This window comes from Paraliomyxa miuraensis, from assembly GCF_026337845.1.
Taxonomy (GTDB): domain Bacteria; phylum Myxococcota_A; class Polyangia; order Nannocystales; family Nannocystaceae; genus Paraliomyxa; species Paraliomyxa miuraensis.
The window spans coordinates 1-17,895 of the sequence record NZ_JAOVZF010000137.1; the positions used below are offsets into that span (position 1 = coordinate 1).

Genomic DNA, 17,895 nt, shown 5'->3' on the forward strand with positions numbered 1-17,895 from the left:
CCGCGGCGGGGGCCGGTGCGGCGGCGGGCGGAGGCGCGGCCGCCGGGGTCGGGGCCGCCGCCGGGGTCGGAGCCGGCGGTGGCGTGGCGGGCTTGGGAGGAGGCGGGGCGGCGGGCTTGGGGATCGCCAGCAGCATGCGCTGCACCCGTTCCTCCAGCGGACGCGTGCTCGGGGCGTTGTCCTCGAGCTTGTCGCGTGCGGCGAGGCTGAAGGCCCGCACGATCTTCTGCAGGCCCTCCACCGCCTCGCGATCCTTGGGCTCGAGCTTGAGCGCGGCGAGCTGCCGCTCGAGCTGCTCGGTCAACCACGAGAGCGCATTGCCGCGACCGCGCGGTCGCGACGGCCACACGTCGGCGAAGTTCTCGAGCATCCCCGTCACCACGCACAGGCCCACGCCCAGGCCCTCGATGCCGTGCGTCACGAGCCGCGCGTAGGCGAAGTAGGAGCCGATCAGGAGGTCCTTGGTCTTGGACTTCAGCAGCTCGCTGGCCAGGCTCCCGACCTCGTCCCACTTGACGTCGGTGTCGCCCGACGGCGAGTCGAGCTTGCCGACCTCGGTGCGGATGGTCTCGAAGTCGGGATCGTAGCGTGCATCGCTGCCATGCGGCGGATCACCGATGGGCTCGAGCCATGGCTTGGCGGCCTCCTGGGCTTGCGCCAGGAGGTCCTTCTTGGCGGGCTCGGGGGGCTTCTCGGGCGGGGGCGGCGTGGTGGCGGGAGCAGGCGCGGGCTCGGGCGGTGCGGCGACGGGAGGCGGTGGAGCGGGTTCGGCCGCGGGGGTCGGGGCAGCGACCGGGGCAGGAGGCGCGGGGACCGATGCGGGCGGAGTGGGGGCCGATGCTGCGGGAGCGGGTGGAGCAGGCGCAGGTGCGGGCGCCGGAGCCGGAGTCGGAGCCGCGGCTGGAGCCGCGGCCTTGGGGATCTTGAGGTTGATGCGCTCGAGCGCGTCGCTCACCGCACGCGTGGCCGGGGCGTGGTCTTCGAGCTTGTCGCGGGCCACGCCGGTCATGGTGCGGAAGCCCTTGATCACCAGATCGAGCGCGGGGCGATCGGCGGGGGTCACCGCCAGGGTCGGCAAGCCGACCTCGAGCCGGGAGAACAACCAGTCCAGCGAATTGCCGCGGCCGCGCACGCGCTTGAGCGGCGGGAACATGGTCTCCCAAAACTGCTCCAGCAAGCCTTCGAGCACCGCCAAGCCCACCGCCAGCCCGGCCAGCTTGCGGGTCTCGTACATCGCATAGGCGTAGTACGACGCGATCAGGATGTCCTTGCTCTTGCCGGCCAGGATCTCCCGCGATTGCTGGGCGACCGTCTCCCAGTCGACCTCGCCGCCGGTCGGCGAGTCGAGCTTGCCGACCTCGTTGCGGACCGCCTCGTAGTCGGGATCGTAGGACGCGTTGTCACCCCCGGGCTTGCCGTCGGCGATGGGCGCGAGCAGGGGAGCGGCTTGGGCTTGGACGTCTTCGGGCGTGGTCATGGCGGAGCGCGACGGATCGAAGCGTACTCCCGGCGGTTGCGCGAGTGGAAATGACCGCTTGGGCCGTTCCGAGACCGCCGCTCACGGCCATCGAGGACCTCGACTCAGTACGCCACGCGCTCGAGCAGCGCGGGCACGTCGTCCCAGCCCGTGGCGTCCGCCAGCGCCAGCGCGGTGTCGATGAGGGCCAGGTGCGAGTACGCCTGCGGGAAATTGCCGAGCTGACGTCGCGACGTGATGTGCAGGTCCTCGGAGAGGAGCCCCATGTGGTTGCAGTCGACCAGCAGGCGCTCGAAGGCCGCGCGCGCGCGATCGATCTGGCCGATGTGCACCAGCGCCTTGACCCCCCAAAAGCAGCAGATCGTGAACGCGCTGCTCGGCTCGCCGAAGTCGTCGGCCGACCGATAGCGCATCAGCAGGCCCTCTCCGCGCCCGAGCAGCTCCCAGGCGCGCTCCACGGTGGCGACGTAGCGAGGGTCGTCGGGGGGCAGGAAGCCGTAGTCCACCATCAGCAGGTTGGAGGCGTCGGGCTCGTCGCTGCCGTAGCTCTGCGCGAATGCGCCCAGCTCGTTGGACCAGCCCCGCGAGAGCACGTCCTGGCGGATCTCCTCGGCGACGTGGCGGTGCTGGTCGGCCCACCGATGACGCCCCAGTCGCTCGGCGATGCGCACGGCTCGATCGGCGGCGACCCAGCACAGCACCTTCGAGAACACGAAGTGCCGCTTGGCTCCCCGAAACTCCCAGATGCCCCGATCGGGCTGCGACCAGATCCGCTCCACGGTCCGAAACACCGACCGCACACGCGTCCACATGTCCTCGATGACGTCGAGCCGTGTGGCGAAGTGGTCGAGGCTCTGCCAGAACACGTCGAGCACCGCCCCGTAGATGTCATGCTGGCGCTGCTTGTACGCCGCGTTGCCCACCCGGACCGGGCTCGAGCCCTGGTATCCGGCCAGGTGCGGCAGCTCGCGCTCGGTCAGCTCCCGCTCGCCTCGCAGGCCGTACATGATCTGCAGGGGATCATCCTTGGACGGCGTGGCGTCGAGCACCCACTGGACGAAGTGGTGCGCCATGTCGGGGTGGCCGATCCGCCGCAGCACCGACACGGTCATCGAGGCGTCGCGCAGCCAGCAAAAGCGGTAGTCCCAGTTGCGGCTCTCGCCGATCGACTCGGGCAGCGACGTGGTGGGCGCGGCGATGAGCGCCCCGGTGCGCCCGTACTGCATGAGCTTGAGGGCCAGGGCGCTGCGCAGCACCGACTCGCGGTAGCGCGGCGGAACCGTGGTGCGCGACGACCATCCCAGCCAGTAGGCCTCGGTCTGCGCGAGCATCAGTCGCACGCGATCGCTGTCGGGCTCCTGCAGCTTGTCGTTGTAGCTGAGCAGCAGGTGCATGGTGCGATCGAGCACGAGCACCTTGCCCTCGCGGACCCGTCGCGCATCGGCGTTGGTGTAGAGATAGATCGACTCGTAGATCTCCCGCCGGCCATCACGACCGCGGGTGGTGCACTTGAGCAGGCCATCGTGGACCACGCGGACATCGGTGCCGAAGCGGCCGAACTCGAGCCGAGGATCGAAGCCGACCTTGACCCGGGGCGTGCCCGACACCGGGCGTAGCACGCGAACGATGTCGGGTGGGGTGTAGGGCCAGTCATGCCCGCCGTCGATGCGGTAGCGCGGCATGAAGTCGAACATCTCGAACACCCCGTCGCGCCCTTCGAAGCGCGTGCGGATGATGTTCGTGTGCCGCACGTAGTCCTGCGCGGTCGCCCGGCCACGGATCATCGAGACGTTCATCTGTCCGCCCCGGTCCGGGTCGAGCAGGCCGCAGAACACCGCTCCCGAGTCGAAGTCTGGCAAGCACGCGAACTTCATGCTGCCCTGGCGATCGATGAGCGCGCCGGTGCGCCCGTTGCCGATCAGTCCCATGTGGTAGTTGTCATCGAGATCACTCACCGGTGCGCAGCTCCACGATTCGCTGGAGGAAGCGCCGCACTGCCGCGACGCCAGGCAGACGCCACGCCGCGTACGTGGCTCCGGGACCGACCTTGATGGTCTCGAGCAACGGGTACGCGTCGCGGCGGTGGAACATCGACTCGTCGGTGCGATCGTCTCCGCATGCGACCACGAGGTCGGGCGCCCAGCTCTGCACGAGGGCGTCGAGCGCTGCGCCCTTGCTCACCTGCTGGCTGGCGACCTCGACGATCTTGTGCCCGCGGTGCACCTCGACCGGCATGTTGGCGGCGACCTCGGTGAGCGCCCCGACCAGCTCGCCCGCCTTCCACGCGCCGAACTCCGGATCGGCGCGGCGGTAGTGCCACACCAGCGCGGATTTCTTGACCTCCACGTGGGTGCCGGGGGTGAGATCGGCCGCCTGCTCGAGGATGGGTCGCACCACGTCGAGCCAGGTGAGATCGGCGCGCGGGTTGGCGTCTTCCCACTCGCCGCCCGGCACCCGCTGACGGAAGCCGTGCTCGGCGACCAGCCACGCCGGCAGGTGGCCGAGGTGCTGCTGCAAGAACGCCTCGGGGCGGCCCGACACGATGCCCAGCCGCGTCCCCGTCAGCGCGCCGAGCCGCTCGAGCAGCTCGAGCAGCTCGAGCTCGGGGGTGGCGTCCTCGGGCTTGCCCACGAAGCGGCGCAGCGTGCCATCGTAGTCGAGTATCAGTCCGAGCCGCGTTGCGCCCACGATGCGCTCGAGCAGGGCGTCACCGACCTCGGCCGCGGGATCGAGCGGCACCCGCGACTCCAGCTCGAGATCGCCGACGAACGAGCGGGCCCACGCCTCCGCGTCGTGCTTGCGCACGCGCGAGCGCATGGGGTCCATCGCGGCGCTGGCCTCGTGCGGCGTGCGGGCGATCGCGCTGGCGATCGCTCGCGCCACGCCTTGTGCGTCGTAGGGATTGACCAGGATCGCGCCCGCGAGCTCCTGGGCCGCGCCTGCCGTCTCCGACAGGATGAGCGTGCCCGGCCGCGCCCCCGGGGCGCCCCGGCAGTCGACGTACTCCTTGGCCACCAGGTTCATGCCGTCGACGAGCGGGGTGACCAGCGCGACCTCGGCGAAGGCATAGAGCGCGGCGAGCCGCTCGAGGCTGGTCCCGCGGTTGTAGAAGTGCACCGGCTGCCGCGAGAACGTGCTGTAGCGTCCGTTGAGCTCGCCGATGGCGAGCTGCACCCGTGCGGTCAGCTCGCGGTAGGCATCGACCGACTGCCGCGACGGCACCGCGAGGATGAAGAACACCGTGTCCTTGCGCCGCTCGGGGTGCTCGCCGAGGAATCGATCGATCGCCTGGAGCTTGTGCGGGATGCCCTTGGTGTAGTCGAGCCGCTCGACGCTGAGCACGATGCGTCGGTCGCCGAAGTCGCGCTGGAGCTCCTCGAGCTGGGCCTGATAGCGCGGCTGGGTGGTGACGCGATCGAAGGCCTCGCGATTGTGGCCGATGGGGTAGACCCCGAATCGAACGTGGCGGCCGTCGACGAGCGCGCCGTCGGGCATGCTGTCCTGGTCGAGCGAGCGCAGCAGTGCCGAGCGAAAGTGTCGTAGATAGCCGAACGTGTGGAAGCCAATGAGGTCGGCGCCCAGCAGCCCCCGCAGCACCGTCTCGCGCTCGGGCAGCACGCGGAACACCTCGTGGCTGGGGAACGGGACGTGCAGGAAGAATCCGATGCGCAGGTCGGGCCGAGCGGCCCGGAGCATCGCGGGCAGCAGCATGAGCTGGTAGTCGTGCACCCACACGCGTGCCCCTCTGCCCGCCACCTCGAGTACGACGTCGGCAAAGCGCCGGTTGACCGCCTCGTAGCCGTGGAACCAGCTGGGCTCGAAGCGCGCGCGCTCGGTCATGTAGTGCAGCAGCGGCCACAGCGTCGCATTGGAGTAGCCCTCGTAGAACTGCTCGTACGCGACCTCGTCGTCGATGAACACGGGCTCGCAGCCCTGCTCCTCGCGCAGTCTTCGCGTGAGCGCCTCGCGACCATCGGCTGCGCTGCTCGACAGCTGCCCGGGCCAGCCCACCCAGCGGTGCGGTACCTCCCCCAGACCGCGCATCGCCGACGTCAACCCACCCGTCGATCGCACCAGTCCTCCCCTGTCATCGAGCTGCACCGGGAGGCGATTGGATACGATGATCAACCTGGACACCCGCCACCACCTTAGAAGAACGAGCGGCCACGTGCCACCCGCGCGCGCCCTCTCGGCCCCAGACGGCCGGAATGGATCGATCCGCTCACTCCAAGCAGCGGCGGTTCGAGCAGAGTAGAGCGCCCCCAAAGCCCCCTTGGGGCCGAGCAGAGACCGATGCTTGCCCACTGCTGCCCGTGCGGGGCCGATCGGAGCAGAGCGCCCCGAGAGCCTCCCCAATGCGCCCTTGGGGGGCAAGCTCGACGCACCGCTCGCTCCAAGCCACCCGCGGCGGGCTACGCATACAGCGACTCGATCGCATCCGCATACTTCTGATTCACGACCTTGCGCTTGACCTTCATCGTCGGTGTCAGCTCGCCACCTTCGATGGTCAGATCATTGGGCAGGATCTTGATCTTCTTGATCGTCTGTACCCGCGCGAGGTCCTTGTTGACCTCCTCTACGCGGTTCATCAGCCACTCGTGCACCCTGTCGTCCGCGGCCGCCGAGGCCAGCGTGGCGGCCGAGCTGCCCGACTCGCGGCGCAGCTCCTCGAGCTTGGTCTCGTCGATGGTGAGCAGGGCCGACAGGTGCTTGCGACGATCGCCGACCACCACCGCCTGGCTGACCACCGAGATGCCCTTGAGCTTGCCCTCGATCACCTGCGGCGCGATGTTCTCGCCGCCCGCGGTGATGATGAGGTCCTTCTTGCGATCGGTGATCTTGAGGTAGCCGTTCTCGAGCTCGCCAATGTCGCCCGAGTGCAGCCAGCCCTCGTCGTCGATGGTCTCGGCGGTGGCCTCGGGGTTCTTGTAGTAGCCCTTGAACACGTGGCGGCCGCGCATGCAGATCTCGCCGTCCTCCGCGATCTTGAGCTCGGTGCCCGACATCTCCTGGCCCACCCAGCCGGTGCGGTAGGCGTTGGGCAGCGACACGGTGGCCGGGCCCGTGCACTCCGACATGCCGTAGACCTCCATGATCGGCAGGCCGAGCGAGAGGAAGAACTCGAGCGTCGACTTGGAGATCGGTGCGGCCGAGGTGAGCATGATGCGGCACTGGTCGAGCCCCAGCGCGTCGCGAACCTTGGAGAACACCAGCTTCTCGGCCACGCTCCAGAACAGCGGCAGCGGCTTGTCCTGCTGCATTGCGTAGCCGCCCCGCAGGCCGATGCCGCGGGCCCAGGCGGCGATCTTCTTCTTGAGCCCGGAGTTGCCCGCGGCCGCCGCCTGCATCTTGGCCTGGATCTTCTCCCAGACGCGCGGCACGGCCAGGAAGATGGTGGGGCGCACTTCCTTGAGGTTGTCACCGAGCGCTTCGAGGCTCTCGGCGAACGCGGTGCAGGCTCCCTCGACGATCGGCCCGTGCAGCGACACGACCTGCTCGGCGATGTGCGACATCGGCAGGTAGCTGATCATGCGATCGCCGTCGCTGGCATCGAGCGACTCGAGCGCCGTGCGGGCGGTCCACGTGATGTTGTCGTGGGTGATCATCACCGCCTTGGGATCGCCCGTGGTGCCCGAGGTGTAGATGTACGTGCACGTGTCGTCGGGCTTCTGGGCGTCGATGCGCTCCTGCAGCGTGGCGTCGTCGACTTCGTCGCCGAGCGCGAGGAAGTCGTTCCACGAGTAGACCCTCGCGGGGGGCCGATCCTGCGGGTCGCGTTCGGCGCCGGAGGCCTGCTCGGCTTCGTGAGTCCCCTGGAACATCACGATCGCCCGCAGCTCGGGGAGCGCGTCGCGGATCTCGAGGAACTTGGCCAGCTGCGCCTCGTTCTCGACCATCGCGACCTGACACTCGGCATGCTCGGCGACGTAGCGGCACTGGTCGGGCGTGTTGGTGGTGTAGATGCCGGCGGGGCAGCCACCCGCGTAGATCGTCGCGACGTCGGAGATCGACCACTCGGGACAGTTGAAGCCGATGATCGACACGCCCTTGCCCGGCTGCAGCCCGAGGTGGATGAGCGCCTTGGCGGCGGCGCGAACCTGGGTGCGGTACTCGCCCCAGGTGGTGGTGACCCACTTGCCGTTGCGCTTGGCCTTGAGAGCGGGCCGGTCGGCGTGCTTCTTGGCGGTCTTCTCGAAGACCTCCATCACGGTGGCTTTCATCGGGGTGCTCCTCCCGTCCCGGGGACGAAGTTGGGGCGCCGACTGTAGCAGTCGATCGACGCGCTGCGCGAGCGCTACGGCATCGCGGCGATCGCATGAGGACGAGTCGGGCTCCGGCTCGAGCCGCGTGCGAACGAAATGGAGAGCCCGCTACCGACGCTTGCGCTTGTGCTCGGGCAGCGTGCCGCGGTGCTGCTTGCCCTCGGCATCGTGGCAGATCACCTCGAGCCCTCGCAGTCCCGCCGGAATCCCCATGACGCGTCGCACGAGGAGCTTGGCCGACTCGGCCTCGCACTGAGGGATCACCGAGCCGTCGCTGGTGGTCACGTCGGCGATGGCGACCGCTCGGCCGCCGTCGCGAAGGACCACGTCGAAGCTCCACTCCTTGCGATCGCCCCGAAGGGTCACCCCGAAGCGGCGCACGTCCTTGCGCTCGTACTCGAGGTCGACGAAGCGGCGCACGCCCTTGCCAAACGGGCTGCGCTCGTCGTTCTCCTGGCTGTGCAGCCACCACATCCGCACCTCCGACAGCGTCTGCGGTGCATCGGCAGGCATCCACGAGTCGACCACGATGTCGTGGTGCCCCTTGCCGAAGTCGGGATCGATGCGCAAGACCTCCTGGTGCAGCAAGCCCTCGGGCGCGAGGTGGGCGACGTCGGTCTCCACCCAGGGCACGTGCGGGGCGAAGGAGAAGCCGAAGAGGAGCGTGCTGAGGAGGAGCTTGGTGATCACGGCCGGCCTTGCCTTCCAGCGTAGGGGACACGGCGGCGGCTGCGAGCGATCCGTGTCACGGTGGGGGTCACGGGGGGGGGTCACGGGGGCGAGTCAGACGTATCTTCCCCTCGGGGATTCCACCATGTCTCCAGCTCGTCGACCTCATGGGGTGAGGGGGATCACGACTTGGGGAATTTCCAGCTTCCGTGGTCGCAGAGCGGCTGATAGCCGATCCGCGCGTAGATCGCATTGGCGGTGGGGTTGGCGAGGTTGGTGAAGAGCACACAAAAGCGCTTGCCCCGCGCCAGGATCGTGCGGCTGAGCTCGGCGACCAGCGCGGTCGCGTACCCCTGACCGCGGTGCTCGGAGGGGGTGTAGACCATGCTCACCGAGGCTCCGTGGGCGGTCCCGCGCGACCAGCCGGCCATGCTGGTCGGTGTTCCGTCCTCCCAGAGGTAGAGGGTCCCATTGGCGAGGTAGGGCGCGAGCAGCTCGGCGCCCGGTCGGGTCTCGTCCGAGCCGCTGTCGTCGACGAAGCGCTGAGCCCACGGTGCGAGGCTCTCGGCGTCGGCCGGGGTGGCCACGCGAACGTGACCGGGCGGGCGGGGTACGGCGGTCACTGCATCGAGTCGATGGAGCCGCATCTCGAGCTCGCGCACGGCCTGGTCGGAGTAGCGCATCGCAAAGCGCTCCACTGCGGCGGCCGGCCCGGTGATTCCCGGAAGGTCGGGTGCGTGCCGGCGCATGGCGTCGCACAGCGCATCGATCGCCCCCGGTGGCCCATCGGAGACGAGCAGCTTGCGTGGGGGCGTTCGCAGGGCGACGGCGATGACCTCGCCGTTCTCCTCGACCGTCGCGAGCAGGGCTCCGCTGCTCTGGGGAGGCAAGCTGCTGGCGATGCCGAGCAAGAGGGAGTGCTCGGCCTCGTGACGCATCAGCATCACACCGGCGCGATCGAGGAACGTCAATGGGGTGGGGTGAAGCACCACCGACGGGCACATGTCGCAACGCTAGCAGGTGATGTCGCTCCGCCGTATCGTCTGGCCGCTCGACCCGAGGCCCGAATTGGTCCTCGGGGAATCCCTGGTCATCATGCGCATGCGTTCGCTTGGCTCCTCGGGTCTCTCCATCACTCCCATCGTGTTCGGCGCGATGGGCTTTGGTCGCAGTGCGCCAGTGGAGCGCGTGCGTACGCTCCATGCCGCCATCGACGCGGGGATCACCAGCATCGACACCGCACCGCTCTACGGCTTTGGAGAGTCGGAGCGGCTGGTGGGTCAGGCGATCGCTGATCGACGCGATCGGGTGCAGATCCTCGGCAAGGTGGGCCTGCGCTGGGACGACGAGCATGGCGAGGTGCTGTTCACCACGACCCGGCCCGACGGCGGGGCTCGCGTGATCCGGCGTGACAGCCGTCCGGTCTCGGTACGCCGCGATGTGGAGCAGAGCTTGCGCCGGCTGGGGATCGACGCGCTCGACCTGTGCCAGGTCCATCACCCCGATTCGCTGGTGCCGATCGCCGACACGATGGGCGAGCTGTCGAGGCTGCGCGAGGAAGGCAAGCTGCGGGCGATCGGGGTGTCGAACTACTCGGGGGCGCAGGTGCTCGAGGCGGTGGCGGCGCTGGGCGACGTGCCGCTGGCCAGCGTGCAGTCGGAGTACAGCCTGCTGCGACGCGGGGTGGAGCGCGAGCTGTTGGGGGTGGTCCGGGCGCTCGGGGTGGGGATGCTGGCCTACTCGCCGCTGCTGCACGGATTGCTCGCCGGCCGCATGGAGGGTCGACGACGGCTGGGGCTGGACGATCATCGGCGCTGGGATCCGCTCTTCCATCCCACGAACGTGGCGCGGGTGGAGGCGGCGCGGGAGGAGTCGCTCGAGCCGCTCGCGCGGCGCCATGGGGTGAGTTCGGCCCAGATGGCGCTGGCGTGGCTGCTGCATCAGCCGGCAGTGAGCGGGGTGATCGTGGGGGGCAGCTCGCCGGCTCAGGTGCGGGCCAACGCGCGGGCCGCCGAGATCGTGCTCCGGGCCGGGGAGCGCGACGGGCTGGCCGCGGCGTTCGAAGCGGTGCACCTCGACCGTGACGTGCGACGGCGACGCCGCGATCGCCTGGTGGATCGCACGGAGCGGCTGCTCGAGTCGGTATGGCAGCGGGCGGAGAGGGTGTTGCCATGGCTCCCGCAGTGGCCGTAGGGCCATACCCGGCGAGCGGCGGCAGGCCACGGCTGGGCCTCGAGCTCAGCTCTCGGGATCCGGGTCGCTCTTGGCCTTGGGCGCGGCGGTGGGCTCGAGGTCCTTGGTCATCCGCGCGGCGGCGTTGATCTTGGGCACGAGCAGCAAGAGGCCCAGGAGGTTGGGCACGACCACGGCCGCGAGGCTGAGGTCGACCGCGGGTAGGAGCTGCTCGAAGGTCCAAGAAGTACCGACCGCGGCCGTGACCAACACGGCGAGCGGGAGTACGCGGGCCCCGAGCGAGCCGACCACGGCGGTGGCGGCACGGCCGCCCAGCTCGGCCCACGCCACGATGGTCGACAGGGCGAACACCAGCACCACGAACGCCAGCACCACGCGTCGACCGCTCCCGCCGCCGGGCAGGAGACGGGCGGCGGCGATCGGTGCTCCCTCGGCGGCGGGGAGCAGTGGCCCGCGCATGCCGAATGCGATCAGCTCGGCCGGATGGGGGTGATAGGTCTCGGTGTCGCCAAAGGGCCCCTGGGCCTCGCCGAGGGGGTGCAGTGGGACCAAGGTGCGGCGGCCCTTCACCGGGACGTCCTGGGTGGTGCCGTCCTCGGCCTTGACCTCGATCGTCGCGGGCAGGCGGGCGTCGCCGTGAACCTCCGCCTCGAACGTGTACTCCGGGACGATGAGATAGGGGTCCTTCTCGTAGTGATCGGGCAGGCGCAAGGCCCCGCGTGCGTCGACGAAGCGCTCGTCGTCGACGGTGAAGCGCACGCGGTGGAGGTCGGAGCGCGGGGTCACGGGGATCAATAGGTCTCGGCTCGGCTCGGACTCGTGGCGCAGCACGACGGTCTTGGCATCGAGCAGGATGTCCCACGGTGGTGCCTCGAGGCTGCCGCTGGGGGTGGTGTGGAGCACCGCCTCGCCGCGCGGGTCGGACACGATCCGCAGCGGGATCTTGGTGCCGATCTCGGCGTCGAAGCCCTCGCGGGCGATGAAGGCCCACGGCGGTCGAGGACCCTCGTCGTCGGCATAGGGGCCGCGGTAGCCGTTGCGGAAGAACTCGTGCAGCTTGGGATTGAACGGGCGGTCGGCGCTGGGGGCCTCGTACATCGCGAGGTGCTCGCCGAGGTCGGGGCTGGTGGCGATGCCCACGCGGCCCGGAAACGAGAAGTCGTCGAAGATCACGTAGGGCTGGGTGTCGAGCTCGAGCTTGATGGCGAGCGTCTTGATCTTGAGCTCGGGGTCCTTGGGGCGCAGCAGCAGGTACTCGAGGCCATCGGGCGACTGCTTGACCTCGCGCTCACAGGGGATCCTGATGTCCCAGCCCGGGTGCATGCGGCGGTCGGATCGACCGTGGAGCACGATGGTGTCGGATGCGTGGGCGACGGCCCAGTGGGGCAGGGCCACGTGGTTCTTGTCGTCGACCAGGCGCCCCATCGCATGGCCGCGCGGATCGGAGCGCAGCATCATGGCGTAGTGCTCGTCGGCCTGCATGGTGGTGTCGTCGTGCAGCACGACCGTCTGCCCCACCTGCTGGCTGGGGCGCAGGCCCTTGCCCTGGATGACCTCGAGCGGTCGCGGCATGGGAAGGGCGGGGTCGGTGACGGGCTCATCGGCGGGGGCGGCCTCGAGCATGAGCAGCGCGCTGGTGCTGCCGACGACGCCGGCGGCGATGAGCGGCACGAGCATGGCCACGGCGCCCGCGATGCCGCGACCGCGTGCACGCAGATCGAGCAGCGCGGCCGAGCCCAGGCCGGCTTCACCCGCCAGCGTCGCTCGCAGTACGCCGTGGGTCACGGCCAGGCCCACGCCTCCGCCCACGGCTCCGCCGGCGACCGACGGTACGCCAAAGGCCTGGTTGACGGCGTCGCCGAGCAGCAGCGACAGCGGCATGGTGCCCTCGGTGATCACGCCCAGGGCGATGATCACGTAGAGCACGATGGCGACGGGAACGGTCAGCCACAGCCACTTGCGCAGCTTGGGCAACAGCACGAACGGAGCGGCGACCACGGCCAGGCCGATGGCGACGGGCAGTGGTGGCAGATCGTGGGTGACGCCGAGCACCGCGGCGGCTTGATGGGTCTGGAAGGCACCGCCCACCACCATCGCGAGGACCAGCACGGCCACCGCGTACATGGGGGCGAGGAGTCGGCCACCGGGGGCGCTCAGGATGTGAACGGCGGCGGGCTCGTGGTCCTCGGGCGAGCGGGCGGAGAGGCTGGCCTCGGCGAAGACGATCGCCATGCCCAAGAGGGTGGCGATCCACATCCACACCAGGGCTCCGGGGCCACCGGTGGTCACTGCGATCACGCCGCCGGTGATGCCGCCCATGCCGGTGGCGGCGGCCAGCGGCAGCCACAGCGGGCCGTTGGTTCCTTCGGTGACCTCGCGCCCGCGCAGCGCCGCGATGGCCCGGGGCAGCGCGCGAACGGGACCAACCACCGTCGCCAAGAGCAGCACGCCCCCCACGCCCACCACGAGCCACGCGATCCAGGGGGTCCAGGCGAATGCAGCCAGCTCTTGCATTGGACGGGAGCCTTGCAGGTTGCGGCAGCGACGACAAGCGGGGGCGGTGAGCCGACCGCGGTGGGGAGACAACGGGACGGAGCCGTGGATCGTCGCGGGGGATTGGTCGCTGCCAACCGGGTTGTCGGCGCTCGGGACGGCGGCGGGGACGTGGCTATTTGCGGTCCTTCTTGGCTCGCTCTGCGTGCGCGCGGGCGAGCTCGGCCAAGCGCTCGCGCGTCATCATCGAGGTGGTGTCGCCCGGACCGCGGGAGACCTCGGGCACGGGCTTGGGTGGGCTCGGTGGGGGTACCGGCACGGGAGGGGGGGAGGGCGGAGATGGCTCCGTGGAGAGCAATGAGTGACCGAGGCGGGCCCGGATGGCGGCGAGCTGCTCTTGATCGATCCACGCGGTTCCATCGGCCTCGGGATCGCTGGCCCGGAGCATCGCGACCGCGGTGGCGCGCTCGAGGATCGCCGTGGCCGCGGGGTTTGCCTCGCGCGCGGGCGGGAGCTCGGCCTCACCGTGCAGGGCAAAGACTTCCTCGCGGGTGAGCAGCCCGGTGGAATCGTCGGAGATCACCGACGCCGTGGCGCGACGGATCGCCTCTTGCTCGGCGGAAGTCCACTGGTGGACCACGGTGGGCGGAGGAAGGCCGATGCGATCGACACTGGGGATCATGCCTTGCCAGTGGATGGCGGCGAGCTCCTCCAAGGAGAGGTCGGCGGTCCCGTCCTCGATGGCGGACGGCGGGGGGAGAGGGGCGGGCTCGATCGCGACGGGGGTGGGCTCGACTGCGACGGGGGTGGGCTCGGCCGCGAGGGGGGGCTCGGCCGCGACGGCCTCTCGCAGCGCTCCGACGTCGAGCCCGTCGAAGCGTCGAGCCGCGTCCCAGTAGCGGTGCGAGGCTTGGTGGAGCCCACGCTTGTTGCACAGCAGCGCCATGGCTCGGGCGCTGTAGCCCGCGCTGCCGGTGCTGGCCGCGAGCGGCTCCGCCTCGGCCAGCGAGACCGCGCGCGACCAGAATGCGATCGCTTGTGCCTCCATGCCCAGGAGTAGGGCGGTGTCGGCCGTGAGCCGGCAGGCTTCGAGGACCAGCGTGGTCGCGCCCGAGCGCTCGGCGCTCTGGGTCGCATCGGCGTAGGCGAGCATGGCGGCCGGGCGATCGCCTCGCGCCATGAGGGTCGAGCCGAGCGCGAGCTGGCAAAGCGGCAGCAGCTCGGGGCGCGTGGACATGGAGCTCGCGACCTCGATGGCGTCGCGTAGGGTGCGGAGCGCGGGCTCGGCCGCATCGGCGGCCAAGAGGTAGCCGCCGAGCACGAGCTGCAGCGGGATGGCCAGCTCGCTCCATCCCGCGTCCTCGCACAGCGCGGCGGCCTTGCGCTGGCGCTCCACTGCGCCCGCGACGTCGCCCTTGCGCTGCGCATCGCTGGCGCCGAGCACCAGCGCCGCCATCGTGCGCCGCTTGGATTCGTCGGGATCCTCGGGAGGCGGCGGGACGACCGTGGGGCGAAGCGGTGGCTCGAGCCCTGGTGCACGCGCACCCGGGGGGCCCGCGGTGGACGGACGGGTCAGGCTCGCCGCGAGCTCGGTCAGCGCCGAGCCGCCATCGGCCCCGAGCTCCACGCGGCGTCGCTCGGTCTCTTCGGCCACGCCCTCCACCAGGGAGGGGCGGTCCACGTCGACCACCACCCAGCGCACGGTCCCCAGTGCCGAGCCGCGCAGCAACATCGCGAGCGCTCGCGACCACTGCGCCGAGGCCTTGACGTGAGCGGGGGCCAGCACGACGACCCAGCCGCGCTGGTCGGGGGTGGCCTGGACCAGCTGGGCCAGCTGCTCCGCAAATCCGGCCAGCCCACGCGAGGGCGGCTCGAGGGGCAGCAGCGGCCACGCCTCGTCGGCGGCCGCGGTGCTGCGCTCGTGGTGCTGCTGGCGCAGCGCCTGACGACGGGCATCCCAGCCGGGATCGCTCACCGCATGGGCCTGCTCGAGGATGACGACGGGCCCGGGGGCGAGCGGGTGGTGCTCGAGCCCTCGCAGCAGCTCCAGCGCAGCCGAGCGGCGCGTCGCCGGGACGATCACGTGCAGCAGCCGGGTCCGGTCGTCCCGCCACAGGCGCGTGGCCTGATCGTGGAGCTCGACGAGGTCGTCCATCAATTGATCTTCACGAGCGGAGCCGCCATGGTCAGCAGTGCCATCGCCTGGGCGCTGAGCTGCTGGCCACGCAGGCTGGTCTTGGTGCCCTCGCAGGTCACGTCGGTGCCGCGCAGGGTGACCCCGATGCCCTCCACGGTGGCGTCGGTGTCGAGCGTCACCGTGGCGGCCTCGGCCCGTAGCGCGACCGCATGCCCGGAGACGGTCGCGCCGGTGTCGAGGGTGAGCGAGGCACCGGGGGCCGTCGCCGCGGTGGGGGCATGGAGCGAGACGTCGCCGCCGAGGGTCAGCCCCGCGCCGGCCTGGCTGCCGAGCGTGGCGACGGCGTCGAGCGCCAGCGAGGCACCCGGGGTTCCGCCGGTGGTCATGGCGGCCATGGCCAGGCCACCGCTGCCGTCGAGGTCGAGGGTCGCGCCCGGACTCGAGCGCAGCAGCACGCCCGCGTCGATCGTAGTGCTCGCACCCGACCCCGCCGTGAGCACCAGTCCCTGGGGCGTGAGGGTGAGCGACGTGCCCTGGACCGCGAGGGTGATCGACACGGGCGCTCGCACGGTCACGCGCTCGCTGGCGTCGACCACGAGCTCGCGCTCGACCTCGATCGCATAGTGGGGAGGCGGCAGCGGCAGTCCCTTGGGCGACGTGCCCTTGACCACCACCCGCTGGCTGCCCTCGATGGTCACTTGCTGCGAGCCGCTCACCCGCACGTGGCGGTCGTTCCCCACCGCGATCGTCTCGTCGACGCCCACCCGGCGGTCGTGGTTGCGGCCGACCACCTCGTCGAGATCGCGCTGGGCGTGCAGGTAGACCTGCTCGCTGCCGGTCGCGTCCTCGAAGCGCAGCTCGTTGGTGCCCTCGGCCCGGCCTGCGCCCGGCGGGGTGGAGCGCGACTTGATCGTGCTCTTGGTGCGCTCCTGGGGCAGCGGGTACGGCGGCCGGTTGTGCCCCTGGTAGACGCACCCGATGCACAGCGGCTGGTCGGGATCGCCGTCGGCGAAGCTCACCAGGATCTCCATGCCCACCCGCGGGATGAACATCGTGCCGAAGCCCGGCCCCGCCCACGCCTGGGCCACGCGCAGCCAGCAGGATGCATCGGCGCCGCCGGGCTCGTGCTCGCGATCCCAGTGGATCCACGCCTTGATGCGGCCGTGTTCGTCGGTGTGGATCTCCTCGCCGGGCGGTCCCACCACCGTGGCCAGCAGGTGGCCATGGACTCGCGGCTTGTCGGGCACGCGGGGGCGCCAGCTCACGCCCTCGGGGATGCACTCGAAGCGGTTTTCGTAGTTGGGGCCCGCGAAGCGGCCGGGGTCGTCGATGTCTGCTTCGGGGCAGTCGGCGCGGTGGATCACCCGGACCAGCGCGTAGCCGCGATCGAGCGCGGACAGGGGGTGGCCCTCGAGCTCGAACGTGCGACCGGGCGACAGCAGCAGCACGTTGCCCTGGCCGAGGGCGGTCTGCGAGCGCGCCCGCAGGCCCTCGTGGGCATCGAGCGCGGCGCGCGGGGTGTGATCGAGGTGTGGACCGTCGCCGCCTTCCTCCACCATGCGTCGCTGGCCGTGCTCGTAGTGCTCGCCGAACGCCCATGGCGGGACATCTTCGTCCTCGGCGCGACCGACGTTGCGCTCGGGCTGCCAGGGCTTCCAGTCCCAGGCCGAGCGCTCCACCCTTCGAGGGCGGGCCCGACGGCGCCATTCGAAGCGGGTGATGGTCTCGAGCCCCGCTCGGTCGGCCTGGGAGGTCGAGACCGCGATCGTGGGGATGGCCGCCTCTCCATCGTCGGCTCCGATCGCGGCAAACGCCCGCGGGTCGTCGAACAGCACCATCGTCTCGGCCGACTCGCCATGCTCGAACAGCACGCCGATGCCCTCCTCGGCGAGGATGCGGGTGACCAGCTCGAGGTCGGTCTCCCGTAGCTGCACGCAGTAGTCGCGCGCGTCGTAGCTCCGCAGCAGACGCGAGCAGTCGAGCGTGCGCCCCAGCGGCTCGAAGGCCTCGGCCACCACCGCCTCCACGATCTGGACCACCGTCATGCCCTGGAAGACCCGGCTGCGACGCGAGAGCCGGAGGCGGCCGAGCGCAGGCCCCACCGTCAGGCGCAGGTGGAGGCGGCTGCCGAACGTGCCGAGATACCAGGCGTGCTCGACCACGCCGTGCACCAGCCGCTCGCGCTCGTCGTCGCGACGGCAGCAGAGGGTGAGGGGGGCGCCGACGAGGGGATCGAGGTCGAGGTCGAGCTCCTCCGTGACCAGGGTCAGCTCGAGCGCGTAGGGGCGGTCGAGTGCCTCGTCGAGCTCGATTGCGCGGACGTGCCACGTGTCTTCGTCGAGGAGCACCGCCGGGTGCTCGCCCCACGCGGGCACACGGACGCTGACGGAGTAGCGAACGAGGGGGACGGACGCAGGGTTCACCGGGGAGTGAGCATACGAGACCCGGCCACGCCTGCGGGTCCTGGGGCCGTGATTGGGGAGGAGCCTCGAACAAAACGAGAGAAAGCTCCATCGACCCTCGATTTCGTCCCCCTCGGGCCACGGCGGCCAACCGGTGGGCCAAGGCCCGGCCAACGGGCGGGCCACCTTCGCCGCATCGACGCGCCAAGCGCTGGAGATCACGAGGGGTGGCCTCCGGAACGGCACGTGCACGGTGGGCGG

At 70.6% G+C, this 17,895-nt stretch carries 10 protein-coding genes; 1 reads left to right on the top strand and 9 read right to left on the bottom strand.

What is annotated here, in order from left to right; genetic code table 11:
• The 6 genes from OEB96_RS06420 to OEB96_RS06445 all read right to left on the bottom strand — a co-directional run.
• The coding region (locus tag OEB96_RS06420) for a type VI secretion system ImpA family N-terminal domain-containing protein (protein ID WP_266214561.1) at window positions 1-1,477 on the bottom strand (1,477 nt) is incomplete at its 3' end.
• 104 nt (window positions 1,478-1,581) lie between these two features.
• On the bottom strand, window positions 1,582-3,432 hold the full coding sequence (locus tag OEB96_RS06425) for a glycoside hydrolase family 15 protein (RefSeq protein ID WP_266214562.1): 1,851 nt from the start codon (window positions 3,430-3,432) through the stop codon (window positions 1,582-1,584).
• The gene (locus tag OEB96_RS06430) at window positions 3,425-5,782 is read right to left on the bottom strand and encodes a bifunctional alpha,alpha-trehalose-phosphate synthase (UDP-forming)/trehalose-phosphatase (RefSeq protein ID WP_323137344.1); all 2,358 of its coding nucleotides are present in this window, start codon (window positions 5,780-5,782) and stop codon (window positions 3,425-3,427) included. The genes OEB96_RS06425 and OEB96_RS06430 overlap by 8 nt, the downstream gene beginning before the upstream one ends.
• Before the next feature lie 107 nt (window positions 5,783-5,889).
• Complete coding sequence (locus OEB96_RS06435; protein ID WP_266214564.1) at window positions 5,890-7,698, bottom strand: AMP-dependent synthetase/ligase; 1,809 nt, start codon at window positions 7,696-7,698, stop codon at window positions 5,890-5,892.
• 150 nt (window positions 7,699-7,848) lie between these two features.
• The gene (locus OEB96_RS06440) at window positions 7,849-8,430 is read right to left on the bottom strand and encodes a hypothetical protein (protein WP_266214565.1); all 582 of its coding nucleotides are present in this window, start codon (window positions 8,428-8,430) and stop codon (window positions 7,849-7,851) included.
• A gap of 161 nt (window positions 8,431-8,591) precedes the next feature.
• Window positions 8,592-9,413 carry a GNAT family N-acetyltransferase gene (locus tag OEB96_RS06445; protein WP_266214566.1) on the bottom strand — a complete coding sequence of 274 codons (822 nt, stop codon included), beginning with the start codon at window positions 9,411-9,413 and terminating at the stop codon, window positions 8,592-8,594.
• A gap of 97 nt (window positions 9,414-9,510) precedes the next feature.
• Here OEB96_RS06445 and OEB96_RS06450 point away from each other — a divergent pair, with 97 nt between their 5' ends.
• The gene (locus OEB96_RS06450) at window positions 9,511-10,602 is read left to right on the top strand and encodes an aldo/keto reductase (RefSeq protein WP_266214567.1); all 1,092 of its coding nucleotides are present in this window, start codon (window positions 9,511-9,513) and stop codon (window positions 10,600-10,602) included.
• Window positions 10,603-10,647: 45 nt separating this feature from the next.
• On the opposite strand, the gene OEB96_RS06455 is transcribed toward OEB96_RS06450, so the two are convergent.
• From OEB96_RS06455 to OEB96_RS06465, 3 genes are all read right to left on the bottom strand, one after another.
• Window positions 10,648-13,116 (bottom strand): alanine:cation symporter family protein, encoded by a 2,469-nt coding sequence (locus OEB96_RS06455; protein ID WP_266214568.1) that lies wholly within the window; start codon window positions 13,114-13,116, stop codon window positions 10,648-10,650.
• A gap of 154 nt (window positions 13,117-13,270) precedes the next feature.
• On the bottom strand, window positions 13,271-15,250 hold the full coding sequence (locus tag OEB96_RS06460; RefSeq protein ID WP_266214569.1) for a hypothetical protein: 1,980 nt from the start codon (window positions 15,248-15,250) through the stop codon (window positions 13,271-13,273).
• Window positions 15,250-17,655: a type VI secretion system Vgr family protein gene (locus OEB96_RS06465; protein WP_266214570.1), complete on the bottom strand. Its 2,406-nt coding sequence runs from the start codon at window positions 17,653-17,655 to the stop codon at window positions 15,250-15,252. The genes OEB96_RS06460 and OEB96_RS06465 overlap by 1 nt, the downstream gene beginning before the upstream one ends.
• Window positions 17,656-17,895: the final 240 nt, after the last annotated feature.